General features: G+C 67.1%; 24 protein-coding genes and 2 tRNA genes. 14 read left to right on the top strand and 12 right to left on the bottom strand.

All coding sequences use genetic code 11. The annotated features are described in order from the left end of the window. Positions 1 to 10 precede the first annotated feature (10 nt). Positions 11 to 1,153, top strand: coding sequence for a cystathionine gamma-synthase (locus CAFEL_RS08670; protein ID WP_194559753.1), 1,143 nt, complete (start codon positions 11 to 13; stop codon positions 1,151 to 1,153). On the opposite strand, the gene pepN is transcribed toward CAFEL_RS08670, so the two are convergent. Then, entirely contained in the window at positions 1,140 to 3,533 is a 2,394-nt protein-coding gene (pepN, locus tag CAFEL_RS08665; protein ID WP_194559752.1) for an aminopeptidase N, read from the bottom strand. The genes CAFEL_RS08670 and pepN overlap by 14 nt on opposite strands. A 33-nt stretch (positions 3,534 to 3,566) precedes the next feature. On the opposite strand from pepN, the gene CAFEL_RS08660 reads away from it, so the two are divergent. Together CAFEL_RS08660 and CAFEL_RS08655 are read left to right on the top strand one after the other, a co-directional pair. Next, on the top strand, positions 3,567 to 4,184 hold the full coding sequence (locus tag CAFEL_RS08660) for a mycothiol-dependent nitroreductase Rv2466c family protein (RefSeq protein WP_194559751.1): 618 nt from the start codon (positions 3,567 to 3,569) through the stop codon (positions 4,182 to 4,184). Between the two features lie 5 nt (positions 4,185 to 4,189). After that, entirely contained in the window at positions 4,190 to 4,657 is a 468-nt protein-coding gene (locus tag CAFEL_RS08655) for a ribose-5-phosphate isomerase (RefSeq protein ID WP_194559750.1), read from the top strand. Positions 4,658 to 4,661: 4 nt separating this feature from the next. Here CAFEL_RS08655 and CAFEL_RS08650 read toward each other — a convergent pair whose 3' ends face one another. The 3 genes from CAFEL_RS08650 to CAFEL_RS08640 are packed head-to-tail and all read right to left on the bottom strand — an operon-like array spanning position 4,662 to position 7,428. Next, entirely contained in the window at positions 4,662 to 5,768 is a 1,107-nt protein-coding gene (locus CAFEL_RS08650; protein WP_194559749.1) for a glycosyltransferase family 2 protein, read from the bottom strand. Next, complete coding sequence (locus CAFEL_RS08645) at positions 5,744 to 6,607, bottom strand: glycosyltransferase family protein (protein ID WP_194559748.1); 864 nt, start codon at positions 6,605 to 6,607, stop codon at positions 5,744 to 5,746. The genes CAFEL_RS08650 and CAFEL_RS08645 overlap by 25 nt, the downstream gene beginning before the upstream one ends. Continuing rightward, complete coding sequence (locus CAFEL_RS08640; RefSeq protein ID WP_194559747.1) at positions 6,604 to 7,428, bottom strand: WcbI family polysaccharide biosynthesis putative acetyltransferase; 825 nt, start codon at positions 7,426 to 7,428, stop codon at positions 6,604 to 6,606. The genes CAFEL_RS08645 and CAFEL_RS08640 overlap by 4 nt, the downstream gene beginning before the upstream one ends. Positions 7,429 to 7,464: 36 nt before the next feature. Here CAFEL_RS08640 and CAFEL_RS08635 point away from each other — a divergent pair, with 36 nt between their 5' ends. The 4 genes from CAFEL_RS08635 to CAFEL_RS08620 are packed head-to-tail and all read left to right on the top strand — an operon-like array spanning position 7,465 to position 12,041. Continuing rightward, positions 7,465 to 8,394 carry a glycosyltransferase gene (locus tag CAFEL_RS08635; RefSeq protein WP_290171992.1) on the top strand — a complete coding sequence of 310 codons (930 nt, stop codon included), beginning with the start codon at positions 7,465 to 7,467 and terminating at the stop codon, positions 8,392 to 8,394. Further along, entirely contained in the window at positions 8,391 to 9,506 is a 1,116-nt protein-coding gene (locus CAFEL_RS08630; protein WP_290171991.1) for a glycosyltransferase, read from the top strand. The genes CAFEL_RS08635 and CAFEL_RS08630 overlap by 4 nt, the downstream gene beginning before the upstream one ends. Then, positions 9,503 to 11,278 (top strand): glycosyltransferase, encoded by a 1,776-nt coding sequence (locus tag CAFEL_RS08625; RefSeq protein ID WP_194559746.1) that lies wholly within the window; start codon positions 9,503 to 9,505, stop codon positions 11,276 to 11,278. Before CAFEL_RS08630 ends, CAFEL_RS08625 begins: the two co-directional genes overlap by 4 nt. Continuing rightward, on the top strand, positions 11,247 to 12,041 hold the full coding sequence (locus CAFEL_RS08620) for an N-formylglutamate amidohydrolase (protein WP_194559745.1): 795 nt from the start codon (positions 11,247 to 11,249) through the stop codon (positions 12,039 to 12,041). Before CAFEL_RS08625 ends, CAFEL_RS08620 begins: the two co-directional genes overlap by 32 nt. Positions 12,042 to 12,100: 59 nt before the next feature. Here CAFEL_RS08620 and CAFEL_RS08615 read toward each other — a convergent pair whose 3' ends face one another. The 5 genes from CAFEL_RS08615 to CAFEL_RS08595 form a co-directional block, all read right to left on the bottom strand. After that, the gene (locus CAFEL_RS08615; protein WP_194559744.1) at positions 12,101 to 13,138 is read right to left on the bottom strand and encodes an HNH endonuclease signature motif containing protein; all 1,038 of its coding nucleotides are present in this window, start codon (positions 13,136 to 13,138) and stop codon (positions 12,101 to 12,103) included. Between the two features lie 154 nt (positions 13,139 to 13,292). Further along, on the bottom strand, positions 13,293 to 14,756 hold the full coding sequence (locus CAFEL_RS08610; RefSeq protein WP_194559743.1) for a cytochrome b/b6 domain-containing protein: 1,464 nt from the start codon (positions 14,754 to 14,756) through the stop codon (positions 13,293 to 13,295). Beyond that, on the bottom strand, positions 14,756 to 15,685 hold the full coding sequence (locus CAFEL_RS08605; protein ID WP_194559742.1) for an electron transfer flavoprotein subunit alpha/FixB family protein: 930 nt from the start codon (positions 15,683 to 15,685) through the stop codon (positions 14,756 to 14,758). Before CAFEL_RS08605 ends, CAFEL_RS08610 begins: the two co-directional genes overlap by 1 nt. A 9-nt stretch (positions 15,686 to 15,694) precedes the next feature. Further along, a complete protein-coding gene (locus CAFEL_RS08600) occupies positions 15,695 to 16,468 on the bottom strand; it encodes an electron transfer flavoprotein subunit beta/FixA family protein (protein ID WP_194559741.1) in 774 nt (257 codons plus the stop codon). A 60-nt stretch (positions 16,469 to 16,528) separates the two neighbouring features. Beyond that, positions 16,529 to 17,281 (bottom strand): DUF1542 domain-containing protein, encoded by a 753-nt coding sequence (locus tag CAFEL_RS08595; RefSeq protein WP_228496294.1) that lies wholly within the window; start codon positions 17,279 to 17,281, stop codon positions 16,529 to 16,531. Between the two features lie 140 nt (positions 17,282 to 17,421). Between CAFEL_RS08595 and CAFEL_RS08590 the strand changes: the two genes are divergently transcribed. The 5 genes from CAFEL_RS08590 to CAFEL_RS08570 all read left to right on the top strand — a co-directional run bounded on the left by CAFEL_RS08590 (position 17,422) and on the right by CAFEL_RS08570 (position 20,837). Further along, positions 17,422 to 17,496, top strand: a tRNA-Gly gene (locus tag CAFEL_RS08590). 138 nt (positions 17,497 to 17,634) lie between these two features. Beyond that, positions 17,635 to 17,711 (top strand) — tRNA-Pro (locus CAFEL_RS08585). 79 nt (positions 17,712 to 17,790) lie between these two features. Continuing rightward, on the top strand, positions 17,791 to 19,164 hold the full coding sequence (gene tig / locus CAFEL_RS08580) for a trigger factor (protein WP_194559740.1): 1,374 nt from the start codon (positions 17,791 to 17,793) through the stop codon (positions 19,162 to 19,164). Between the two features lie 425 nt (positions 19,165 to 19,589). Next, positions 19,590 to 20,186: an ATP-dependent Clp protease proteolytic subunit gene (locus tag CAFEL_RS08575; protein ID WP_194559739.1), complete on the top strand. Its 597-nt coding sequence runs from the start codon at positions 19,590 to 19,592 to the stop codon at positions 20,184 to 20,186. Between the two features lie 30 nt (positions 20,187 to 20,216). After that, positions 20,217 to 20,837, top strand: a complete 621-nt coding sequence (locus CAFEL_RS08570) for an ATP-dependent Clp protease proteolytic subunit (RefSeq protein WP_034998194.1) — start codon at positions 20,217 to 20,219, stop codon at positions 20,835 to 20,837. 62 nt (positions 20,838 to 20,899) lie between these two features. On the opposite strand, the gene CAFEL_RS08565 is transcribed toward CAFEL_RS08570, so the two are convergent. Further along, positions 20,900 to 21,538 carry a hypothetical protein gene (locus tag CAFEL_RS08565; protein WP_194559738.1) on the bottom strand — a complete coding sequence of 213 codons (639 nt, stop codon included), beginning with the start codon at positions 21,536 to 21,538 and terminating at the stop codon, positions 20,900 to 20,902. A 75-nt stretch (positions 21,539 to 21,613) separates the two neighbouring features. Next, positions 21,614 to 22,375, bottom strand: a complete 762-nt coding sequence (locus CAFEL_RS08560; protein WP_194559737.1) for an alpha/beta fold hydrolase — start codon at positions 22,373 to 22,375, stop codon at positions 21,614 to 21,616. Between the two features lie 109 nt (positions 22,376 to 22,484). Here CAFEL_RS08560 and clpX point away from each other — a divergent pair, with 109 nt between their 5' ends. After that, positions 22,485 to 23,765: an ATP-dependent Clp protease ATP-binding subunit ClpX gene (gene clpX, locus CAFEL_RS08555; RefSeq protein WP_194559736.1), complete on the top strand. Its 1,281-nt coding sequence runs from the start codon at positions 22,485 to 22,487 to the stop codon at positions 23,763 to 23,765. An 18-nt stretch (positions 23,766 to 23,783) separates the two neighbouring features. Here the strand turns inward: clpX and CAFEL_RS08550 are convergent, their stop codons facing one another. Further along, complete coding sequence (locus CAFEL_RS08550; RefSeq protein WP_194559735.1) at positions 23,784 to 24,509, bottom strand: TetR family transcriptional regulator; 726 nt, start codon at positions 24,507 to 24,509, stop codon at positions 23,784 to 23,786. A 143-nt stretch (positions 24,510 to 24,652) separates the two neighbouring features. Between CAFEL_RS08550 and CAFEL_RS08545 the strand changes: the two genes are divergently transcribed. Further along, the gene (locus tag CAFEL_RS08545) at positions 24,653 to 25,606 is read left to right on the top strand and encodes a malate dehydrogenase (protein WP_194559734.1); all 954 of its coding nucleotides are present in this window, start codon (positions 24,653 to 24,655) and stop codon (positions 25,604 to 25,606) included. Positions 25,607 to 25,628 lie beyond the last annotated feature (22 nt).

The following is a 25,628-nucleotide window of genomic DNA, read 5'->3' as shown; positions in this document are numbered from 1 at the left end:
GTGTGCAGACATGACTGGATTTGCTACCGACGCCATTCACGCCGGCTACGAACCCGACAGCCTGTACGGGCCGATCAACACGCCGATCTACGCCTCCACCACGTTCGCCCAGGACGGGCTGGCGGAGCTGCGCGGCGGCTACGAGTACACCCGCGTGGGCAACCCCACCGTCACCGCGCTGGAAAAGGCGGTCGCCGCTTTGGAGGGCGCCGAGTACGCTGTCGCGTACTCCTCGGGCATGGCGGCTATCGACGTCATCCTGCGCATCCTGCTCAAACCCGGCGACCACATCGTCGTGTCAAACGACGCCTACGGCGGCACCTACCGCCTGATCCAGCAGGTGTTCACCCAGTGGGGCGTGGAAAACACCGTGGTGGACATGACCAACCCGGAAGAAGTCGCTGCCGCCGTGCAGGACAACACCAAGGCCATCTGGGTGGAAACGCCGACGAACCCGATGCTGGACATCGTGGACATCGAGGCGATCGCGGCCGTGAAGCAGCAGGCCACGCTGGTGGTGGACAACACCTTCGCCTCCCCGTACCTGCAAAAGCCGTTCGAGCTCGGGGCGGATGTGGTGGTGCACTCCACCACGAAGTACATCGGCGGCCACTCGGACGTTGTCGGCGGTATCGTCTGCGGCGACGACTCGCGCGTGCCCGGCTTCCACGAGCAGCTGCGCTTCTTCTTCGGCTGGGTCGGCGCGAACCCGTCGCCGTTCGACACCTACCTCACCGGCCGCGGCCTGAAGACGCTGTCGGTGCGCATGGACAAGCACTGCGACAACGCGGAGGCCGTCGCGAAGTTTCTCGACGCCCAACCCCAGGTCGCGCGCGTGTGCTACCCGGGCCTGGAAACCCACCCGGGCCACGAAACTGCGAAGAAGCAGATGACCCGCTTCGGCGGCATGGTCTCTGTGCTGTTCCAGACCACCGAGCAGGCCAAAACCTTCTGCAAGTCCACCAAGCTGTTCTGCCTGGCGGAGTCCCTCGGCGGCGTGGAGAGCCTGCTCGAGCACCCCGCCACCATGACGCACGTTTCCGTCGCCGGTTCCGCGCTCGAGGTGCCGGGCGAGCTCGTGCGCATCTCGGTGGGCATCGAGGAGGAGGCCGACCTCATCGCCGACCTCGAACAGGCGCTTACGCGCTTGTAGCGTCGACCTCCCGGTTGCGCACCGCACGCGCGATGCGGTCCTGGCCCTCAGCGATGACGCGCTTCAGCCCGGCGGGGGCGTCGCCGTTCAGCAGCGCGTTCGCCTTCTCTACGGCACCCGCGGTGACGTCCCAGCGCGGGTACATGCCCTCGAGGGTGCGCTGCGCCATCTCGTTGGTCAGGCGCTCCCACAGCGCGGGCGCGGCGCGGAAGTACTCGTCGGTCAGCCCCTCGAGCCCGTCGTAGGTGAACGTCAGGCCGTCCATGAGGTAGCGGGCTTCCAGGTTGGTCAGGTCGTCTTCCACAAGCTTCTGCCAAGCCCATCGCTTATCGACGACAGCTCTCGCCCGCAGACGCGAAATCGCGCCCTCCGACGTGTTGTCCTGCTCCTTCTCCGCCGCCTCCAGCGGCAGGGCGCCGGCGGCGATCAGGTTGGTGATGGCCAGCCAGCGCACCTCCTGGTTGTCCGAGCGCGCAAGCAGTTCCTTGAAGTACGCGACGGTGTCCTCGGTGGGAGTGAGGCGTGCCAGGGCGCGGTCGAAGATGGCGGCCGGCTGCGCGCCGCGGAAGGCGGCGTTGAGCAGGTCCATGCCCTCGCCCTGCCAGGCGGGGTCGACGTACTGGCGCACCGCCTGCGTGGCCTGCGCCAGCAGGCGCTCCTGCACACTCGGGTGCGTCTCTGCGGCGGCGTGGGCGGCGACCAGCTTCACGAACTCGCGGGCGGCCAGCTCGCCGTCGCGCACCGATTCCCACAGCGACGACCAGATCACGGTGCGCGCCAGCGAATCCTCGATCTCGCCGATGTGCTCCAGCGCAAACTTTTGGTGTTCCGGCGTCAGGCGCATCTTGGCGTAGGTCAGATCGTCGTCGTTGACAATCGCCAGGGCGTGTTCGATACCGGCGAGCTCCGGGATTTCGGTGCGCTCGCCGTCGATGTCGGTTTCGATCTGCTTGACGCGGGTGACGGAGCCGTCGACAAGCTTGTAGAGCCCCACGCGCACACGGTGCGGGCGCGGATCCTCCTGCAGCACCGCGAAGCTCTCGCCGATCTCCGGGCGCAGCGTCGACGGACCCGTGGTGCGCAGCCACTGCTCGGCCCAGCCGGAAAGGTCGCGGCCCGACGCCTCCTCGAGCGCGCCCAGCAGGTCGTCGAAGGTGGCGTTGGAGTAGGCGTGGTTGTCGAAGTGGCGCCGCACCCCGGCGAAAAACTCCTCGTAGCCCACGTACGCCTGCAGCTGCTTCAGCACGCTGGCGCCCTTCGCGTAGGTGATGCCGTCGAAGTTCTGCTCCGCGGTCTCAATGTCCGGCGCGTCCGCCGCGATCGGGTGCGTCGACGGCAGCTGGTCCTGCTGGTACGCCCACGCCTTCTCCACGGACGCGAAGGTGGTCCACGCATCCGCGTACTCGCCGATCGCAGTCTGCGCGGTGGCCGCGGACCAGGTGGCGAAGGACTCGTTGAGCCACAGATCGTCCCACCACTGCATCGTGACCAAGTCGCCGAACCACATGTGCGCCATCTCGTGCAAGATGGTGTCGTTGCGGCGCTCCAGGCGGTACGGGGTGGGCTCGGAGGTGAACACGTACTCGTCGCGGTAGGTCACGCACCCGACGTGCTCCATCGCACCCATGTTGTACTCCGGGCAGAACACCTGGTCGTACTTGTCGCCGAACGGGTAGGTGCGGCCGAAGTTGGCGTGGTAGAAGTCGAAGCCGTCCTTGGTCTGGCGGAACAGGCGCTCCGAATCCATGTGGGGGATCAGGCTGGCGCGTGCGTACAGGCCGAGCTCGATCGTCCTGCCGTCGCCGGCGTCGTAGGTGTCGGAGATGCGCTCGAACTCGCCGGCGCAGATCGCGATGAGGTAGGTCGACAACGGGTAGTCGATCACCGTGGTGCAGGTGGAGGTGCCGTCGCCGTTGTCTGTGCGCTCGACGGCTTCGTTGAGGATCACCGTATAGCGCTCCGGCGCCTTCACGCTGACCTTGTAGGTGGCCTTCAAATCCGGCTGGTCGAAGCCGGCGAACACCTTCATCGCCATCGCCGGCTCGAACTGGGTGTACAGGTAGTCCTTGCCATCCACCGGGTCGGTGAACTTGTGCAGGCCCTCGCCGGTGCGGTTGTAGGCGTCGTGGGAGGTGACGACCAGGGTGTGGGCGCCGTCGTCAAGCGAAAGCTCCTGGCCCGTCTCCTCGCCGTCGAGGGTGGCCTCGAACCCGGCCGCAACCAGGTCGAAGTGGGTCGTGCCCGCCTTCGAATCGAAATGGACGGTGCTCACCGTGGTGAACGCGTCTGCCCCGGTGATGTCCACGGCGATGTCGTAGCGGACGTTGGAAATCAGTTCGGCGCGCTCCTGCGCGTCCTTGCGAGTCAAATTTGTCTTCATCTGCCCCAACCTACACGCGCTATTGTGGGCGCCATGACGGAACAAGTGACTTTTTGGTTCGACGTATCCTGCCCGTTCGCATGGCAGACCTCCCGCTGGATGAAGGAAGTGGAAAAGGTCCGCGACATCGAGATCGAGTGGGTGCCCATGTCGCTCGCAGTACTTAACGACGGCCGCGACATCCCCGAGGACTACGCCGCAGCCATGGAGGCCAACTGGGGCCCGGCGCGCGTGTTCGCGAAGGTCAAGGAAGAACAGCCCGAGAAGGTCGACGAGCTGTACACCGCAATGGGCACGATGATCCACGCCGGCGGCGAGGGCGGCAAGAAGGGCTCCGGCGCCTACGACGAGATCATCGCCAAGGCACTGGCAGAGGTCGGCGTGTCGGAGCACTTCGCCGAGGTGGCCAACACGTCTGACAGCGACGACCTGCTGCGCGGCTTCCACGCCACCGCCATGGACGCCGTCGGCGACGACGTGGGCACCCCGGTGGTCGCGTTGAACGGCACCGCGTTTTTCGGCCCCGTGATCACCCGCGTGCCGGAAGGCGAAGAGGCGGGCAAGCTGTTCGACCACGCCGTCGGCCTGGCCGAGTTCCCGTACTTCTTCGAACTCAAGCGCACCCGCACGGAGATGCCCCAGGTACGCTAAACGCCATGCGTATTTACCTTGGAGCAGACCACGCCGGATTCGAGCGCAAGAACCAGATCAAAGCCCACCTTGAGGCCCAGGGCCACGAGGTGACCGACTGCGGCGCCCACGAGTACGACGCCGCGGACGACTACCCGGCGTTTTGCATCGCCGCGGCTGAGGCCGTGGTCAACGACCCGGGTTCGCTGGGCATCGTGCTCGGCGGCTCCGGCAACGGCGAGCAGATCGCCGCGAACAAGGTCAAGGGTGCACGCTGCGCCCTGGCGTGGTCCGAAGAGACCGCGAAGCTCGCCCGCGAGCACAACAATGCGCAGCTCATCGGCATCGGCGGCCGCATGCACACCGAGGAAGAAGCGCTCGCGATTGTCGACGCCTTCGTGTCCCAGCCGTGGAGCGAAGAGGAACGCCACCAGCGCCGCATCGACATCCTCGCCGAGTACGAGCGAACCGGGGTTGCCCCCGAGCTGCCGTAGTGCGTCACCAGCCGGCGAAGTAGCGCTCCAGCTGCAGCGGGCCAGACACCGGGGTAAGCCCGATGTCCTCGGGGTGCGCCGTGGCCGGCTCCATCTCCAGCGCAGCGGCGCGCCTTGTGCGCACCACCGTGCCGTCGGGGGAGAGCACGTACTCCACCGCCAGTAGGGCGTCGAGGTCCTGCGGCGCCCAGCCCGCACCGACGGCGATGTTCACCCGCGCGTCGGCCTCGTCGGTGCCCACGCGCGGGTCGTCCGCGAACAGCGCCGGCACCTCCGCCACGCGCACGTACGCGCCGACCTTCAGCCACTCCGCGATGACGAACTCGCGCACCCCCTCGCCTTCCAGCTCCGGGACCTCCACCTGCATGTCGAAGGTGTCGAAGATGACCCCGTCCGGGCGCGCCAGTGGGTGGGTCACGCGCCGGGCCAGCGCCAGCGACTCGGCGTTTTTGACGGCGGTGGCGGCCGCCGGGTCGTCGTAACGCTTGCCGAAGTCCTCCTCCGCGTGGTGCGCGACGGCCGTCGGCTCGTGCACGAAGCTCGCCCCGGCGTTCCAGGCGCGGAAGCCGAACTCCCAGTCCTCGCCGCCGTAACCGACGAGCGTGCCGTCGAAGCCGCCGACCTCGTCGAAGAACTCGCGCGAGCACGTCAGCACCGCGGAGATGATGTAGCGCCAGGAGCTGTGGTCGGCGTCGCGGAGGTTGGCGGTGGCAGACCAGGCGTCGATAAGCCATTGCGGCTCGGTGTCTTCGGCGCCGGTGCGGCGCGCGCCGACGACCACCGCCCGCGCATCCCCCTCGATGTGGGGCACGACCGCCGAGAGGTAGCCGGGCTCGGGCACGGTGTCGGCGTCGAGAAACGCGAGCACCTCGCCGCGCGCGGCGTCCGCGCCGAGGTTGCGCGCTGCGGCCGCCCGGAAGCCCTTGTCCTCCTGGCGCACCACGCGCACGCCCTCGATCGCCGGTTTTTCGGTGGAGCCGTCGTCGGCGACGATGATCTCCACCTCGCCCGCGTAGTCCTGCGCCCGCACCGCCGCGACGACCCGCTCGAGCGCTTCCGCGTCGTTGTAGTGCGGGATGACCACGCTCACATCAGGCCAGCTAAACGCCATGTTTCCTCCCACAGTTGCGCGACTTCGGCCCATCCGTAGCGCGGCGGGGCCATCTGTTCGGGCTCATGCCTATCGACGGCCTCCCGCCACCCGCCGTCAGCCACCAACGTCACGCGCCCGGGCAGCCACGCGTCGATCTCGCGGGCGTAGTCGGAGTCGCGCACCAGCACGGTGCGGCCCGCGCCCAGCCAGGCCATCAGCGAGCCGGAGGCGGAGAAGTGGCGGTGCGGGCACACGGGGTGGGCGATCCGGCCCATCTCGGCGGCGAGCTGGGCGTCGGAAAGCCAGCCCGTGATCTCGGCGTCGAGGTTTTCGGCCCATGTTTCGTGGCCGTGTGAGACCGCGCCGAGGAAGCGCAGGCGGCGGTCCGGCAGCGCTTCGATGAGGTCCTCGTGGCCCTTGCCGGGGTAGAGAAACCCCAGCACGCCGACGGTGCCTTCCTCGGGGTTGAAGGGGGAGTCGATCACCGGGATAGGCAGGCGGATCACCGTGGTGTTGGCGTCGAAGAAGGACGCCTCGTGGTTGGAGTTGACCACCGCGGCGTCCGCCTTTTCGACGAGCTCGCGGTAGACGCGTGCGCGGCGGGCGTAGCGCTCGGCGCCCTCCTCGGGCTGGGGGATGTCGTGCAGGCTCACGGACAGCGGGCCGTCGATGCGCGCAAGCAGGCGCTCGGCGGTGTCGCCGAAGAGGTGGTCGGTGAACGTGACGTGGACGGGGCCGGTGAGCGGGGAGTCGCCGAACGTCTCTTCCCGGATCACCTCGGCCCTGGTGGCGCGGGCGAGCCCGAGGGCGTACTCGGTCACCCCGTGGCCCGCGGGGCCGACGATGAGATGTTTCATTGCACCAACCCTAGATTCGCCAGGCGCTCCGCGTGGCGCTGCAACCCGTGGGCGACAAGCGCCGGGCGCTCACGGTAGAACTCCAGCTGCGCGGCGCGGATTTCGTCGGCGTCGATGGACCCGGCGCCGCGTTCGCGCCACTCATCGCGGCCTGTCACCGAAACGCCGAGGGCGTCGGCGGCCGCGGCGTCGACGGGCGCGTCCAGCCCGCCGAGCATTTCGTAGTCCGGGGCGACGGGCTCGTCGGAAAGCCCAAGTGCCTCGAGTACCCGCGACGCCATGAACGCGAGGGTGGCGTTGTCGGGGTGGTTGACGGTGTGCCACACCGGGTTGGTCTCCAGGTAGTCCGACACCACAACCGTGCCGTGGGCCTGCTCGCGGCGCCGGATCTGCTCGACGGACATGGCGGCGGCGCGCCGCAACGCTTCCGGCGACGGCGGCGCGGCCGGGGCGTGCCCCGCGGCCGCAACCAGCGTGCGCAGGTCGTGGTACGGCACCACCGGCGGGTTCAACGACGGATCATCAGGGTCGCGGATGATGGCCTGGTGGGGCATGAGCCCGTCGAAACGCAGCACCGGCACGACCACGCGCCGCGCCGACGTTTGCAGCTGCCGGGTGCCCACGGGCAGGCCGCGGTAGTCGTCGCGGATCGGCTGCGTCACCAGCACGTCGGCGCGGGCGACGAGGTCCAGAAACCACCCCATGTCCGCCGCTTCAAGCTCGTGGACCGGGGCGATGCGCTCGCCGGTGAAGTGTCCGGTGGACATGAGCAGTTTGCGGGTGGACTCCGCTTGGCAGTTACCGACGACAACAAGCAGCATGCCAACACAGTATGCGAAAACGTTTATATTAGTGGGGTGCGCGTTCTGTCTATCCCCTCCGGCCACCCGTACACGCAGGCTATCCGCCCTGCCGGCGTGGAGTTTCTGCCGGACCCGGACATCGGCGGCAACTGGTGGCCGCACCCGGCGCTCGAGGCCGAGTATTGGCGCGACCCGCCCGCCGTGGACCTCGTGCACATCCACTTCGGCTTCGAGCACCGCACGCCCGCGCAGATCGCCGAGCTGTGCCGCGCGCTGCCGGTGCCGCTGGTGCTCACCGTCCACGACCTGGACAACCCGCATCTGACGGATCAGACCGAGCACCACCAGCGGTTGCAATTGCTTATCGACGAAGCATCCGCCCTGATCACCCTCACCGACCAGGCCGCCGATGTGCTGCGCCGCGACTTCGGCGCGACGGACGTGCACGTGGTGCCGCACCCGCGGATCGTAGAAGACCCGGTGGCGGTGGAACCGGGCCGGCGCGCGGCGGTGTTTTTGAAGTCGGTGCGCTCCAACGTGGTCGCGGACGCGCAGTTCTACGCCGATATCGCGGCGCAGGTGCCGTTGGATGTGTATGTGCATGGGGGAGCGGAGCTGTCGTCGATAGGCAATGCGAGGGTGATCGTGCACGAGCCGATGCCCGACGACGAACTGCACGCCGCGGTAGGCCGCGCCGGGGTGTGCGTGCTGCCGTACACGCGCGGGACGCACTCGGGGTGGCTGGAAATGTGCCGCGACTTGGGCGTTCCCGTCGTGGTGCCGGACTGCGGCTGCTACGCCGGGCAAGCCGACACACCGGAGGCGGTGGAGGTATACGCTGTCGGCGACGGGCGCGCGGCCGGTGAGGCGGCGGCGCGGCTGCTCGCCCGCGGGCCGGTGCCGTACGCGGGCGACCGGGTGCAGCAGCTGGACGAGGTGCGCCGGGCGCACGAGGAGATTTACAGGAAAGTGGTGAGCGAGTGACCGTTGCCGCGAAACCCGCTCTGCAGACCTCGCGCACCGGCAAGCTGCGCATCGCGCTGGTTGGGCCCGCGCGCTACCCGGTGCGCGAACCCTACGCCGGCGGGCTGGAAGCGTTTTGCCACACCATGGTCGCAGCCCTTCGCGACCTCGGCCACGACGTGGACTTCTTCGCTGCCGAAGGCTCCGACGGCAACGACAAGACACTCGAACTGCCCGGGGTGGACTGGGGCGCGGACGCCGCAGACGCCACCGACACCACCTACCCGGAAGGCGGCCGCGAGCGCGAAAACGCCGCGTTTGTGCGGCTGCGCCGACTGCTGGTCGCCCGCGGCTACGACGTGGTGCACAACAACAGCCTCAACCCGTACATCTTCCCTTCGGCCGCGTCGCCGGAGCCGCTGCCGATGCTGACCACGCTGCACACCCCGATGGTCGACGAGATCCAGGCCGCCATCACCGCAGCCGGCCTGCGCGCCGGGCGCTTCGCCGCCGTGAGCCGCACCACCGCGCGCGACTGGCGCCTGCCCAGCGAGCCGGTGATCATCCCCAACGGCGTCGACGTGGAACTGTGGCGCCCCGGCGACGGCGGCGACATCGCCGTGTGGTTCGGCCGCCTCGTGCCGGAAAAGGGCGCGCACCTGGCCATCGACGCCTGCAGCAAAGCCGGCGTGCCGCTGGTGCTGGCGGGGCGCAACGGGGACCACCACTACTTCCGCGACGAGATCGAACCCCGGCTCGGCGACGACGCCCGATGGATCGGCGAGCTCTCCCACGCGGAACTGCGGCGCCTGGTCGCCGGGTGCGGCGTCGCCGTGGTCAGCCCGCGGTGGGAGGAACCGTTCGGCCTCGTAGCGTTCGAGGCGATGGCGTGCGGCACCCCCGTTGCGGCGTTTCGGCGCGGCGGTATGGGCGAGCTGCTGCGCGACGCCCCGGCGGCGCTCGCCCCTGCCGACGACGTCGACGCACTCGCCGCCGCGATTACGCAGGCGCGTGGGATTGACAGGGACGTGGTGCGCCGTTGGGTCGTCGATAGGCATTCGCTCTCCCAAACCGCGAAGCACTACACCGACATCTTCCGCCAGGTGGCGGCGTTTGGAAAGGTAGGAAAATGATCGGGATCTACGCCCACCACCACGGCTCCGGGCACCTGCACCGCTGCCGCGCCATCCAGCGCGAACTGCGCGCGATGGGCCACGAAGCGCAGATCCTGTCCACCGCCGGCGGGGACGTTGTGCTTCTCGACGACGCCAGCGACGCCCCACGCGAGTTACGCAGCGGCCGCGCCATGACCGCCGGCGGCACGTTGCACTACGCGTCGTACGGGGCGCCGCAGATTGCGTCGCGGTTCGCGCAGATCGCCGACTGGGTGGCCGAGAACCAGCCCGAGGCGTTCTACGTGGACGTGTCCAACGAGGTCGCCGCGTTCGTGCGGCTCATGGGCGTGCCGGTGGTGGTGCACGCGATGCCCGGCTACCGCGGCGACGCCCCGCACCAGCTCGCCTACGCGCAGGCCGACGCGATCGTGGCCGCGTGGCCGGACTGGGTCGAGGTGCCCGACCACCTGCGCGCGCACGCCGACCGGCTGCACGCCGTCGGCGGGATCTCGCGGCTCACCCCTCGCGAGGGCGTGAAGCGCGACCCGAACCACGTGGTCGTGATGGCGGGCTTGGGCGGCTCGACCTGGTCGCCCGAGGACTGGGAGGCGGTGCAGCGCGCCTGCCCCGAGTACCGGTTCACCTTCTTGGGCGGGGACAACCACGTCGACGACCCGACCGAGCTGCTGCAGTCCGCGGGCATCGCCGTGACCGCGGGCGGGCAAAATTCCGTGGCGGATTTGGCCGCCACCGACACCCCGGCGGTGATCCTGCCGCAGCCGCGCCCCTTCACCGAGCAAAAGGCGGGCGCAAAAGCACTCGAAGGCCTAGCGACGGTACGAAACGCCTTCCCAGCCCCAGAAGAATGGCCCGAACTGCTGCGCCGCCGCGACACCGACTGGGGCCGCTGGCAGACAGATGGCGCGGCGCGCCGGGCCGCCGAGGTCATCGCCGGCGTGGCCGCCGACCCCGGCCAGCCCGCCACCTGCGTGATCACACTCGCCGACGCGAACCGGCGCGACCACCTGACCCACCAGGTCAACCTCATGCCGATGGGCGTCGACCACGTCACCGTCGCGCTGGGTGACGCCGACGTGCTGGCCAAGGCCGTGCCGAAAAGCCACGTGATCGCGGGGCCTGACAACCTCGCCGCAGCCCGCAACCTGGGTGCGAAGGTGGCCATCGAACGCGGCGCCGAGGTGCTCGTGTTCCTCGACGCGGACTGCCTCGCCTCCGACGCGCTCGTGCCGCGCTACGTTGCGGCGCTGCAGCAGCGCCCCGACGCCGTCGCTGCCGGCCCGGTGACCTACATGAAGCCAGGCGAGCTGCGCGTCACCGACCCCGTCCCGCACCCCGCCCGACCCAACCCGGCGCCCGGCGAGCTCGTCGACGCCGACAACTACAACCTGTTCTGGTCGCTGTCGTTTGCCCTAACCGCGGACACGTGGGCGCGCATCGAGCGCGAATTCGGCGGCTTCGACCCCACCTTCGAGGGCTACGGCGGGGAAGACACCGACTTCGCCCGCGAGCTCCAGCGCCACCGCATCCCGCTGATCTGGGTCGGCGGGGCCCACGCCTACCACCAGTGGCACCCCGTGTCCTCGCCGCCGTGGGAGCACATCGAGGACATCGTCGCCAACGCCAACCGGTTCCACGACAAATGGGGAACCTTCCCCATGGAAGGTTGGTTGGAGGCGTTCGAGGCCGAAGGTGCCGTCGAGAAGCAAGAAGCCCCTGAGCGCTATATCCTGCGAAACTATGAACTTCACCATCCACGAAGGAAGCACTGACTGCCCAGTGATCGTGCACGTGCCGCACGCGTCGCGCGAAATCCCGGCCGAGGTTGCCGCCGATTTCATCGCTACCGACGACCAAATCGCGCGCGAGCTCGACCGCGTCACCGACGACCACACCGACACGCTCGCCGCGGCTGCCGCCGAGCAATCCGGGTGCGCACCGTGGATGATCGTGAACAACCTTTCCCGCCTGGTCGCGGACCCGGGGCGATTTTCCAACGAACGCGAATCTATGGACTCCACCGGGCGCGGCGCCATCTTCCTCAAGCTCGGCGACGGCAACCCGCTGCGGCCGCTGGACATGGACGTCGCCGACCTGAAAGCCGAGTACTACTTCCCGTACGCCGACGCAGTGTCCAAGCTGGTCTCCGGCCGCATCCAGGACTGCGGCTGTGCTGTGATCGTGGACGTGCACTCCTACAACAACCAGCCCGACGAATACCGCATCCACCCCGGCAAACTCCTGCCGGACGTGTGCATCGGCACCCACTCCGTGCACACGCCCGCCGTGCTTGCCGACGAAGCCGACCGCACCTTCACCGCCGCCGGCTTCAACGTGGAGCGCAACACCCCCTTCGCCGGGGCGTACGTGCCGGTCGACTACGACAAGAACACCTCCGTGTTGGCCGTGATGTTCGAGGTGCGCAAGGACCTGCTGGAAAACGACGAATCCCGCGTGCGCGTCGAGGCGGCCCTGGCCGAGGTGATCCGCAAGGCCGTGGAGATTTCCCGCACCGACATGGGCCGCCCGATGTAGCCGTTTTTGGGCGTGCCTATTGCCCCGCCGCGGGTGGGGCGGGGTGTCTGGGGTGCGGTTTAGTCGAAGAGCAGCTCCATCGCGCCTGGGGTGGTCATGGGGAATTTGGTGCCGTTGGGCGCGACCCAGTGGATCCGCGCGTTGGGGTTGTCGATGTAGCCGAACGGGCCGTTTTTGTTGTCGGCGTTGACCCCGTTGTGGAAGGGGCAGAGTTCGGCGAGGCTGTCCATGTTGGTCATTCCGCCGTAGCGCCAGGCGTTGATGTGGTGGGTCTGCGTGGTTTCGGCGGAGTGCTTGCAGTCCGGGAACGCGCAGGCCGGGCAGGTGAGTTTCGACATGGTCTTCTGTTTGGGGTTGGCGCAGCGCTTTGCGTGGTAGAGGTTGACGGGTCCTTCTTGTGGGTGGAACGCGGCGACTTCGAGTATGTCGCCGAATTCGTGCTCCATGTATTCGGCCCCTGTCATGGTGGTGCCGTCGGTGCAGATCAACGTGACTTCGTCTGCGTGGCCGGATTGGATGCGGGCCCAGTCGGCGATCGGCACCAGGATGATCGGCCGGAAGTTCGCATTCGGTATGCCTTTGCCGTCGCGGAGGATCCCGATGAGGGTGTGGGCCATTTGGGCGGCGGCTGGGTCGTCGGCATCGATGAGTTTGCGCATCAGGTGCTCTAGGTCGGCGAGGTCGCGCTCGTTGTAGGTGAGGATCATGGTGCGCATGCCTGCTTTCGAGCGGGAGAACTGACACGAGGGTGCTGCGGGTTTGATGGGTTGTTTGATCAGCCGTTTGATGCGCTTGGTCAACGCCCTATAGGAGCCGCGGTGGCGCACCAGGTCGAGGCGGATGCGCCAGCGTTCGGCGGCTCCTTCGACGGCGAGGAGCTTTTTCTCGATGTGCACGAGTTGGTCGACCGGCAGACCGTGAGCAGCCTCGAGTGCGTCGCGTTGTTTGCGGGTGAACTGGGTCGGCCCATAGTAGGTGTGGTGGACGCGGGCTAAATCGCGGACCCGGCCAGACGACAGGCCGGCGGCCATGGCTACGTCGCGGTCGAAGTCGGCGAGCGTCGAGACGCCTGCGGAAACAAAGTCGGTGAAGTTCATGGCCCGAAAGCTATGGCGGCCACGCAACCCGAACAAGACCCAAATCAAAATCTGTGGATAACCGCCGCCGGTTGTTGACGCCGCAACACAGCTGTCCACAGCAACGCAAAACGCGGTGGCGCAAGCACGCCACCGCGGTATACGTTGCGAAGTTTTAGCGCTTGGACACCTTGCCGGTCTTGCCCGCCACCGGCGCGACCACCGAGGCGCGCGCAAAGAACCAGCCCAACGCCGTGACACCAGCCGCGACCAGGAACAACACCACGCCGATCCAGCTGGTGGCGTCCTCGCGCGCGGCGAACATCGCGTTCATGTTGCCGCGCACACCGGTGGTGAGCACGAGGAACACATGCACCACCACAAACGCCACGAAGTAAATCATGGTGGGGAAGTGCACCGCGCGCGCCCACGACATCGGCACGGCCTTCCACGATGCCGGCCACATGCTGCTCATGCGGAAACCAGACACGATGGCCAGCGGCGAGGCGATAAACACGGTGACGAAGTACGACAACTCCTGCAGCGCGTTGTAGTACAGCCAGGGGTTCTCCGTCGGCCAGTCCAGCGAGAGGTACTGCAGGCCCGCCGACACCGCGTGCGGGAAAACCTCCCAGCTGGTGGGCACGATGCGCATCCATTGGCCGGTGGTAAACAGCAGCACGAAGAACACCACGCCGAGGACGACCCACGCGATGTCGAGCGCCTGGTGCAGCCACAGCGTCACCGAAATCTTCTTGCCGCCCTTCTTCGGCTGCCAGTAGGCGGCGGGGCGTTTCTCGCGGCGCACGTCGAGGCCTGTCTTGATGATCAGCGCCATGAGGAACATGTTGAAAAAGTGCGCCCAGTTCAGCCATCCGGGCAGCCCAATGGGGGCGTTGTCCGGCAGCGGCTGGACGCCGTTGTAGCGGGCGATGAAGTCGGCGCCCGCTTCGGTGCCCACGTACCAGCGCGCGCCGAACACGGCCGCGGCCAGCAGCAGGAGGGCACCAATCGCCCAGGGGAGCCATTGCTTTGCGACGCCCTCCGGTTTCCCCGCCGACTCCACCCCAGCCGGCCGCGGGGCCGGTTTCGGGGCTGGTTTCGGGGTTGGCTGCTGGGCCGGTTTCGGGGCCGGTTCGGGCGCCGTCTTGGCGACAGCGTCGTCGACCACCGTCGCCGCCACAGGCGCCGCGGGTGCTGTCTCGGCTTCCGGCTGCGGTTCGGGCTCAGCTTCCGGCGCTGGTGCGGCGACGCGCACGGTGCCTGCGGACGGCCACGGTTCGCCGCCCTCGACGCGCGGCAGGCCTTGGCGCAGCGGTACCTCGACGGTGTGCGCTGGCTCTGCGTCGTCGACGGCGGCGGTTTCTGCGGTAACGACGGTTGCCGTGGCAGCGGCGGGCGCGGCAACCTTCACGGTCCCGGCGGGAGGCCACGGCTCGCCGCCCTCGACGCGCGGCAAGCCCCGGCGCAACGGCACCTCAACGGTGTCGGCGGGGACAGGCGCCGACGCGGCCTCAACCGGCGCGGCCTCAACTGGAGCATCGGCAACCGGCGCGTCGGCAACGTCGACGGTGCCGGCCGGCGGCCACGGCTCGCCGCCCGGCACGCGGGGCAGTCCTCGGCGGAGTTCTACCTGCATTACTTGCGCGCCTCAATCTCGGAGATGATGTCCGGCACCAGGTCGAAAAGGTCGCCGATGATGCCGAAGTCGGCGATGTCGAAGATGGGGGCGTCCTCGTCGGAGTTGATCGCCACGATGGTGTCGGCGGTCTGCATGCCCACCAGGTGCTGCACGGCGCCGGAGATGCCGACACCGATGTAGAGCTTCGGGCTGACCATCACACCGGTTTGCCCGATTTGCGCCTCGTATGCGACCTGGCCTTCGTCGACGGCGGAGCGGGTGGCGCCCACGGCGGCCCCGAGCGCGTCGGCGAGCCCGCCGACGAGGTCTTCGAACATGTCCTCGTCGCCCAAGGACACGCCGCCTGCGACCACCTTGTCGGCGGTGAGCAGGTCGGGGCGGTCGGAGGTGCGCTCCACGGGGGTCACGGAGAGCACCTTTGCCTCTCGACGCCCCGACGGCGCCACCTCCAACTCCCGCACCTCAGGCGTGGTCGCGTCTGCGCGCGTTTCCACCGCACCCTTGCGCAGGGTGATCACCGGCGCAGAGTGCGTCGACGCGGCGGAAGCGGTGTAGACGCCACCGAAGTTCTGGTGCTCGGTGACGATGCCTTGGTCGTCGTGGGTGACGGCCGTGGCGTCGGTAAGCAGAGTCTTGCCCTTGCGCGCCGCGAACCGGCCGGCGGCTTCGCGTCCGCGCACGGTGTGGGCGAACAGGACGGCTGCCGGGAAGAGTTCGTCGAAGGCGGCGGCAGCTGCGTCGATAAGCGGGGCATCGGACACGAGCACGACTGCGGCGCCGACGGCACCCAGCTCCTCGGCGTGCGCGCGGTCCTGCGCCAGCACGACCGGGGTGCCGACGGCGGACGCGGCGCCGATGAGCTCGGCCGCATCGGGGCTGACCGCACCATCGAAGGAGCGGTCCGGGACAACAAGAATCTGGGTCATGGCTGCTCCTTAGATGAGGTTTTTGGATTCGAGGAAGTCCACCAGGCGGGCCGCGGCGGTGGAATTGCCGTCGATGATCTCGCCGCGCTCGCGCTCCGGGCGGCGCTCGATGCTGGTCATGATGGCGCGCGGATGCGTGAAGTCCTCCGGGTCCACGCCGAGCTCGGCGAGGGTGACGGTGCGCAGCTCCTTCTTCTTCGCGGCCATCAGGCCCTTGAAGTTGGGGAAGCGCGGGTCCGCGAACTCGTCGGCCACGGACACCACGGCCGGCAGCTGGGCCTCAAGCTGGGCGGTGGCGGCGTCGGAAGCCTGGGTGGCACGCACGGTGTCGCCCTCGAGCGTTAGCTCGGTGAGGTTGGTCAGCACCGGCCAGTCCAACAGCTCGGCCATGAAGGGGGCGATGACGCCGGTGCCGCCGTCGGAAGACTCGGCGCCTGCGATGACAAGGTCGTAGCCCTGCTTATCGACGAGCTTCGCCAACACCTCACCAGTCAACGTCGCATCCGCGCCTGCGAGTGCGTCGTCGGAGACGATATAGGCCTCGCTCGCGCCCATAGCGATGCCGCGGCGCACCGAATCGGCGGAGGACTCCGGGCCGACGCTTAAGATCTCCACCTCGACGTCTTCGCCCGCTTCGGCGATGCGCAGCGCGGCTTCGACGGCGCGTTCGCTGACCTCGTCGGCGACGACGTCGCCGGAGCGGTCCGTCAAACCTGTCTGAAGGTTCATTTCGCGGTCACTGTACGTGTCCGGCACTTCTTTCAGCAGCACTGCAATGCGCACGGCCACTCCTTGCTCTCGAGCTTTCTGGGGTTCGCGATCGCTGTGCAGTGTAACGCACGGCTAAAAGTCGAATCCCCCGAAGTCGAAGCCGCCGCCGTCGCCGAAGCCGCCGAAGTCCCCGAAGTCTCCGCCGCCGGCGTCGCCCATGTCACCCATGTCGCCCATATCACTCATGTCGCCGGCGCCGTCCATTCCTTCACCGAGCCCGCCGGCCTCAAACGCCTCCGCGGACGCCACGCCGGACATGCCGGCGAACATGGTGGAGTAGAACATCATGGAGCTGGCGGCCCACACGCCGGTCATCATCGCCGGGCCCCACCACGCGGTGGAGTACCAGCCGGCCGGCACAGGGCGGCCCGCAACGGCGCCGCCCGGGTAGTAGTGCGGCGTCTGCGCAGTGGCGTGCGGCGATGCCATGACCTGCGTGCCGTCCTGTTGGGTCACGGTGCGCTGCTCGGTCACGCGCCCTGCCTGGCGCTGGCCCTCCAGCTCCGGCAGCTGCGGGCCGGCGGGCAGGCCCATGATCTCGCGGGCCGCGTTGACGTAGTGCAGGCCCTCCAGCGCGGATTCGCGGGCCAGCATCGCCTGCTTCACGGAGCGTGCGTCGCTCAGCCCGGCGGATGCCGCGTTGAAGCGTTCCGAGGCGTCGGCCATCGCCTGCTGCGACGCAGTGTCGTTGCCGGAGAGGTTCAGCACCTGCGAGCCGAGACGGTCGGTCCACCGTTTGGCGTCGGCGTATGCGTCGTCGAAAGACAACTGCTGTTGCTGCGCCACCTGGCGGCGCGACGGCTGCACCTGGCGTTGCCCGCCCATCATCGGCAAAAACAGGATGGGGGCAAGGATGAACAGCAGAAAAAGTAGTCCGAACACAGTGGCTCCTTCGCGTGTCTGGTCACGTTTTTGGTTCAACCGTACCGGCTGCGCTAACATTCCCAACAGCGCTTTTGGCGTATGGGAATGTCGTATAGTGGCTAATACCTCAGCCTTCCAAGCTGAAGACGCGGGTTCGATTCCCGTCATTCCCTCCACACAAGACACCGGTTCCGGTTGCGGGGCCGGTGTTTTTGTGCCCTCAATGCGGACAGTTATTCAAGCACCGCTACAATGACTGTCCTGAACCGCACACGTTCTACGAATGTGGTTCATACCGTGCGGTTTTACCGCAACGGGGCGTGGCGCAGCTTGGTAGCGCACCTGCTTTGGGAGCAGGGGGTCGCAGGTTCAAATCCTGTCGCCCCGACCAAGGCGGGCCCGTGGATTCACGGGCCCGCCACATATAGACATCTGACAAACGTTGTTTCGATCTAGTACAGGAGAAATCCGTGAAGACTTCCGTCGACAAGCTCAGCGACACCCGCGTGAAGCTCAACGTCAGCGTGCCGTTCGACGAGCTGGGCAAGGAAATCGACCAGGCTTACAAGGCCATCGCCCAGCAGGTCAACATCCCGGGCTTCCGTCGTGGCAAGGCTCCGCGCCAGCTCATCGACGCTCGCTTCGGCCGCGGCCCGATCCTGGAGCAGGTTGTCAACGACATGCTGCCGACCCGCTACGAGCAGGCACTTGCGGAAAACGGGATTAACCCGCTGGGCCAGCCGGAGATCGACGTTACCAAGATCGAGGACAACGACGTTGTCGAATTCACCGCTGAGGTCGATGTCCGCCCCGAGATCGAGGTGCCGGATTTCTCCAAGATTTCCGTGAAGGTTCCGGAGCTCAAGCTTGACGACGAAGCAGTCGACGCCGAGCTGGATACCCTCCGTGAGCGCTTTGGTGAGCTCAAGGACACCAAGCGCAAGCTGAAGACCGACGACTACGCGATCATCGACCTTGAAGCGACCGTCGACGGCGAGAAGCTCGGCGATGCTTCCTCCGAGGGCCTGACCTACCGCGTCGGTGCCGACGACCTGATGAAGGGCCTGGACACCGCGCTGCGCGGCCTGAAGACCGGCGAGGACAACGAGTTCGAGTCCGAGATCAAGTACGGCGAGCACAAGGGCGAGAAGGCGACCGTGAAGGTCCACGTCCAGCAGACGAAGGAGCGCAAGCTTCCGGAGCTTGACGACGACTTCGCTCAGATGGCGTCCGAGTTCGACACCGTCGAGGAGCTGCGCAACTCCACCCGCGAGCAGGTCGAGGAGAACGCCAAGGCGAAGCAGGCCGCGGACATCCGCGACGAGGTGCTCAAGGCTGCCCTGGCGGAGTCCAAGTTTGCCCTGCCGGAGTCCGTGGTGGACGAGCAGGTGCACAACCAGCTGCACCAGCTGCTGGGCCAGATGGCGCACGACGAGAACGCGCTCGCGCAGCTGCTCGAGGCTCAGGGCACGACCCGCGAGGAGTTTGACAAGCAGTCCCGCGAGCAGGCCGAAGAGTCCGTGCGCACCCAGCTGTTCCTCGACGCTGTGGCCGACCAGGAGCAGCCGGAGGTCTCCCAGCAGGAGCTGACCGACCACATCCTGTTCACTGCGCAGTCCTACGGCATGGACCCGAACCAGTTCGTGGCCCAGCTGCAGCAGTCCGGCCAGATTGCCAACCTGTTCTCCGACGTGCGCCGCGGCAAGGCCCTGGCCATCGCTATCTCCCGCACCCAGGTCGAGGACGAGGCCGGCAACAAGGTCGACCCGAACGAGTACTTCGGCGAGATCGAAGAGGACGAGGAGTCCGCCGAGGCCGAGACCACCGAGGCTGACGAGAAGTAGGAACTTCTCGCGCTAGCGAGCGGCCGGGGCGTATCTGCCCCGGCCGCTTTTGCGTTTTCTGAGGCCCTTCGTCAGATTTGTTCACTCCCACGGACCGTGCCGGTGAATGAATTCCGTTTTAGTCGGATGGTTTGTTCACTTTCCCCAGGTGGCAAAAGCCCGGAACCCGGTTGATTCACGGCGCAGTGAACAAATCTCCCCGCGGAACCCCGGCCCCGACACTTCGCGGCGGAATCTGTCAGGCGGGCCTCAAACGCCCAGTTCGGCACAAATGGCTGCCGGAATCTGTCAGGAATCGCCAACCCCGACCCCAACCTCCACCCTAAAACCCGACCCGTACGCCGGTAGCGAACAGGCTCGGAGTTACAGAATCACCCGAGTAGGGTAGTGGCGTTACCGGATGAACTAGCAAAGGAGCGTCTTACATGACTTCCCCGACCCAAGGCATGAACCTGGGAGACTCCGTTTATGAGCGTCTCCTCCGGGAGCGCATTATTTTCCTGGGCCAGCAGGTGGACGACGAGATCGCCAACAAGCTGTGCGCCCAGATTCTGCTGCTGTCGGCGGAGGATCCGACGCGCGATATCAACCTGTACATCAACTCGCCGGGCGGCTCTGTCACCGCCGGTATGGCGATTTACGACACGATGAAGTACTCCCCGTGCGACATCGCCACCTACGGCATGGGCCTGGCGGCGTCGATGGGCCAGTTCCTGCTTTCGGGCGGTACGAAGGGCAAGCGTTACGCCCTGCCGCACGCGCGCATTATGATGCACCAGCCGTCCGCGGGCGTCGGCGGCACCGCGGCCGACATCGCCATTCAGGCGGAGCAGTTCGCAGAGACGAAGCGCGAGATGGCGCAGCTCATCGCGGAGCACACGGGCCAGACGTTCGAGCAGATCACGAAGGATTCGGACCGCGACCGCTGGTTCAACGCCGTGCAGGCGAAGGAGTACGGCATCGTGGACCACGTGATCGATAGCGCCGCCCAGGCTGGCGAGCACGCCATCGGGAACAACTAAGGCACACGAGGAATTAAGGAGACACCGACTATGACTTTCCAGATGCCCAACTCCCGCTACGTGCTGCCGCAGTTCCTGGAGGAAACGAGCTTTGGCACGAAGCAGATCGACCCGTACGGCAAGTTGTTCGAGGAGCGCATCGTCTTCCTGGGCACTCAGGTGGATGACACATCGGCGAACGACATTATGGCGCAGCTTCTGGTGCTGGAGTCCCAGGACCCGGACCGTGACATCACGATGTACATCAACTCCCCGGGTGGTTCGTTCACCGCGCTGATGGCTATCTACGACACGATGCAGTACGTCCGCCCGGACGTGCAGACTGTCTGCCTCGGCCAGGCCGCGTCGGCCGCCGCGGTGATCCTCGCCGCCGGTGCGCCGGGTAAGCGCGCCGCGCTGCCGAATTCGCGTGTGCTGATCCACCAGCCGGCTACCCAGGGCACCCAGGGCCAGGTGTCTGACCTGGAGATTCAGGCCGCGGAGATTGAGCGCATGCGCCGTCTCATGGAGGACACGCTCGCGCACCACACCGGCCGCACCTCCGAGCAGGTCCGCATCGATACCGACCGCGATAAGATCCTGACCGCTTCTGAGGCCGTGGACTACGGCATCATCGACCAGGTCTTTGATTACCGCAAGCTTAACGGCTAAAGCACATGAAAAACGCGCCCGGTTCGCTCCGGGCGCGTTTTGCTTTGCGACGAAACCTTCGGCTACTCCGCCTGATCCCCGGATGCCGGGTCGCAGAACGCCACGGCGTTGCGGATGGCCTCCGGCGCAGCTTCGAAGTCCTCGCGTGCCCAGCAGATATCGCCGTCGTCGGTGGTGGTCGGGTCGACGGAGACCCACCCCTGGCCCTTGGCTGCCCAGTAGTAGTCCTGGCCGTCGGAGGTGACGGTGCGGGCCCATTCGCGGTCGCAGAAGGTGCTGTACTCCTGGCTTCCGCTGGCCTCACCCTGGGTGGGCCAGGCGCAGGTGGCGCCCGGGCGGTCGTCGACGATGGTTTCGCGCACCGGCGCCGGCTCGCGTGCCTCGTTATCGGAGTTGTTCGAGCTGCGAGACTCGGAGCGCTTCGAGCTGGATTTTGTGGAGGTGCGCGTGGACGACTTGGTGGACGAGCTTGTCGAGGACTTCTTGGTGGTGGAGGACGAGGTGGTCGTTTCCTCATCGTCCTCATCGTCGTCGGACTTGGTGGCCGTCGGCGTCGGGGTGGGGGTGGTGCTGGTCTGTGGGAAGTCCAGCACGGGTTCCGCCAGGGGTTCTACGTCCGCGTTTGAGTCCGAGCAACCGGCCAGCAGCGACGCGGCGAGGGCGGCTGCGGCGAAGACAGAGAAAGTGCGGCTGCGATTCACGGATCGGTTCCTTTCGGGGTGCTCAGCGTTGGGGCACCGGTGGGCACGATTGTTTAACGTGTACAGGCTAGCGGATTAGCTTCCAAGGAACCGCGTCAGTGCGGAGTTGAATTCTTCCGGGTTCTCTATGGCCACTTGGTGGGCGGCCGGGTCCACCACCACGGACTGGGACGAGCCGGCCACGCCTTCGGCGATCTCGGCCAGCTTCTCGGGCGGGCAGGTCGGGTCGGATGCGCCCGCGATGGTGAGCACCGGACAGGTGATCTTCCCCAGCTCGCTGGCGAAATCCCAGGTGGCGAGCGCGGTTCCGTTGTGGGCGTAGCCCTCGTCGTCGACGGAATCGATCATGTCGGCCACGCGCTGCACCGCATCCGGGTGCTCCGCGCGGAAGGATTCTGTGAACCAGTTGCCCATCAGGGTGGAGGTCAGGCCGGAGGTGCCGTCGTGAAGCGCAGTGCTGATCTTTTGCTCCCAAGCTTGCTTGCCGCCGAGGTAGGTGGCGGTGGCGGCGAAGACGGCCTTGTCCACGCGGCCGCTGTTTGCGGCGAGCCACTGCGCGATCGCGCCGCCGAGGGAGACGCCGACGACGCTGAAGCGCTCCACGCCGAGCTCGTCGAGTGCGGCGAGGACGTCGCGGCCGAGCGTGCCCACCTCAGTGGGGCGCTCCGACGGAACCCCGGAGCCGCCGTGGCCGCGGTGGTCGACGGTGATCACGCGGTAGCCGCCAAGCGCGGGGATCACTTCGGACCACGCCTCGGAGGTGGTGGCGATGGAGCTGAGCAGCACCACCGCTTCGCCGTCGGGGGTGCCAAATTCTTGCGTGTGAAGAAGCGTCATGGGCCCATTTTCGCACGCGCGCACCGGTTGTGTCGGTGCGGCGGGTACGGTTTGACGCAACGATTACACTCGGTTGGGATTGACCGAAGACGGGAGTAGATAGGCGCATATGGCAACTACGCACGACAGCGCGAACCTGCTCAAGTGCTCTTTTTGCGGGAAGAGCCAGCAACAGGTGCGCAAGCTCATCGCCGGCGGCGGCGTCTACATCTGCGACGAGTGCATCGAGCTGTGCAACGAGATCATCGAGGAGGAGCTCGCCGGCGCGCAGAATAATAAGGGCGCGGACGACCCAGACCGCTTGCCGCGCCCGAGCGAGATCACGGCGTTTCTGGACGAGTACGTCATTGGTCAAGACACCGCGAAGCGGACGCTCGCGGTGGCGGTGTACAACCACTACAAGCGGATTAAGGCGGAAAGCTCCAAAGTGTCCAGCCGCAAGCGGGACGAGGACGTGGAAATCGCCAAGTCCAATATCCTCCTGCTCGGCCCCACTGGCTCGGGCAAGACCTACCTGGCGCAGACGCTTGCGCGAATGCTGAATGTGCCGTTCGCCATCGCGGACGCCACCAGCCTCACCGAGGCGGGCTACGTGGGCGAGGACGTGGAGAATATCCTGCTGAAGCTTTTGCAGGCGGCGGATTTCGACGTCAACCGCGCGCAACAGGGCATCATCTACGTCGACGAGGTGGACAAGATCTCGCGCAAGTCCGAGAACCCGTCCATTACCCGCGACGTCTCCGGCGAGGGTGTGCAGCAGGCGTTGCTGAAGATCCTGGAGGGCACCACCGCGTCGGTGCCGCCGCAGGGCGGGCGCAAGCACCCGAACCAGGAGTTCATCCAGGTGGACACCACGAACATCTTGTTCATCGTCGCGGGCGCCTTTGCAGGGCTGGACAAGGTGGTCGCGGAGCGTGTGGGCAAGAAGGGCATCGGATTCGGCGCGGAGATTGACTCGAAGGAACAGCGCGACGAGGCGGACCTGCTCGCCCAGGTGCAGCCGGGCGATCTGGTGAAGTTCGGTCTGATCCCGGAGTTCATCGGCCGTCTGCCGATCCTCGCGCACGTGAACGACTTGGACCGCGATTCGATGAAGCGCGTGCTCACGGAGCCGAAGAACTCGCTGGTAAAGCAGTACCAGCGCCTGTTCGCCATGGACGGCGCGGAGCTGACCGTCACGGACGGGGCGCTCGGCGTGATCGCCGATAAGGCAGCGGAGCGCAAGACGGGCGCGCGCGGTCTGCGCGCGATTATGGAGGAGCTGCTCGTTCCCATCATGTACGAGTTGCCGGACCGCGAGAATGTCGCGGAGGTTGTCGTCGATGAGGCTGCGGCCCTCGGCGAGGGGGAGCCGAAGTACATCGAGGCCGAGGAGCAGCAGTCTGCTTAGGAGCGCACCTACGGGCCGCTAGACGATCCGGCCCTCGTCGCCGTAGATGTCGAACAGTTCGTCCGGCTCCGCATCCTCGGTAGGCGCCGGGGTGGCTTCGAGGTAGGACTCGTAGCCGGAGTACGAGATGTTTGAGGTCAGAAACGCCAGCACGGTGTCGATGACCATGCGGCGCATGCCGTCGATGTTGCGGCGGCTTTCGACGTCGACGCCGAAGACGTGTTTGGCGGTGGCGGCGTTGCCGACGCGGTAGAGGCACAACGACGAGATCAGGGTGAGCAGGTCCACCGCGGTGATGCCGGGGCGGAACGCGCCGGCGTCCTGGCCGGCGAGCAGGAGCCGCTCGGCGTGGAGGGTGACGTCACGCACGCCGGCAAGTGCCGCGGCGTCTTCGGCCGATACAGCCGGGTCCAGGTTTTCCCGCAGGATCAGGAGCACGGCGTCGGGGTTGTGCAAAAAGGCGTGGTAGAGCGCGTCGACGAAGCGGCGCATCCCTTCTACCGGTACGGCGTGCGAGCGGTTGAGGATGTTTTCCGGCGGCGCGAGCTGTTCCAGTGCGAGGCGCAGTGCCGCGGCGTAGAGGCCGCGCTTGTCGCCGAAGTGGTAGTGGATCATCCGCTTGGTCATGCCGGTTTTCTTGGCCAGCGTTTCCACTTTCGCGCCGGTGTAGCCTTTGCGGGCGAACGCGGCCAGTGCGGCGTAGACAACGGCGGCAGGGGAGGTCGCGTCGGCACCGTCGGTCACGTCCGTCCCCTTTCGTTTGAAATACCCCTCAATCGTGCACCAGATGCCCACTCTCGGGCGTATAGCCGTGAAATTCTGCCCCGGCCGGGGGTAGGTTGTCTGTGAGTCAACGCACACGACGTACGAGAAGAGGAGAAAGACATATGGCAAAGATCGTGGTTACCGGCGCCGCCGGCAACATCGCCTACTCCCTGCTGTGGCGCATCGCCGCCGGCGACGTATTCGGCGACGAGGCGGTGGATCTGACCCTGCTAGAAATCCCGGACGCGGTCCGCGCCGCGGAGGGCACGGCGATGGAGCTTGCGGATTCCGCGCTGCCGTTGGTGGGCAACATCGAGGTCACCGACGATGCCGCGAAGGCCTTTGACGGGGCGGAGGCCGCCTTCCTGGTTGGCGCGAAGCCGCGCGGCAAGGGCGAGTCCCGCTCGGACATGCTCGTTGCCAACGGCCAGATCTTCAAACGCCAGGGCGAGGCCATCAACAACGGCGCCGCCGACGGCATCCGCGTCCTGGTGGTGGGCAACCCCGCCAACACCAACGCCTATATCGCGTCCAAGGCGGCGCCGGACGTGCCGAAGGACCGCTTCAACGCGTTGATGCGCCTGGACCACAACCGGGCGCAGTCGATGTTGGCGGACCGGCTGTCCGTGCCGTCGAGAAGCATTGAGCGCCTCGTGGTGTGGGGCAACCACTCGGACACGCAGTTCCCGGATGTCACCTACGCCAGCGCCGACGGCGCGCCGGTGGAGGTGGAGCGCGACTGGTACACCGAGGAGTTCATCCCGCGCGTGGCTAAGCGTGGCGCGGAGATCATCGAGGTGCGCGGCAAGTCCTCCGCGGCTTCCGCGGCCTCGGCGTCGGTGGACCACATGCGCGACTGGGTCCAGGGCACGGATGGGCGGTGGGCGACGGTGGCGTTGCCGTCGACAGGCGAATACGGCGTCGACGATGGCCTGGTCTTCGGCTTCCCGGCCGTAAGCGACGGCGGCTGGCAAGTCGTTGAGGGGCTCGAGCTTAACGACGACCAAAGGGCACGCCTCGACGCCAACATCGAGGCCCTGCGGAAGGAAGCCGCCGTCGCCGACAAGCTGTTTTAGCGCGCTGGTTAAGATAGGGCGC

Source organism: Corynebacterium afermentans subsp. lipophilum (genome assembly GCF_030408375.1).
GTDB classification, from domain to species: Bacteria; Actinomycetota; Actinomycetes; order Mycobacteriales; family Mycobacteriaceae; genus Corynebacterium; species Corynebacterium lipophilum.
The sequence above is the reverse complement of the archived record's forward strand: the minus strand, read 5'-3'. Positions and strand labels throughout refer to the sequence as shown.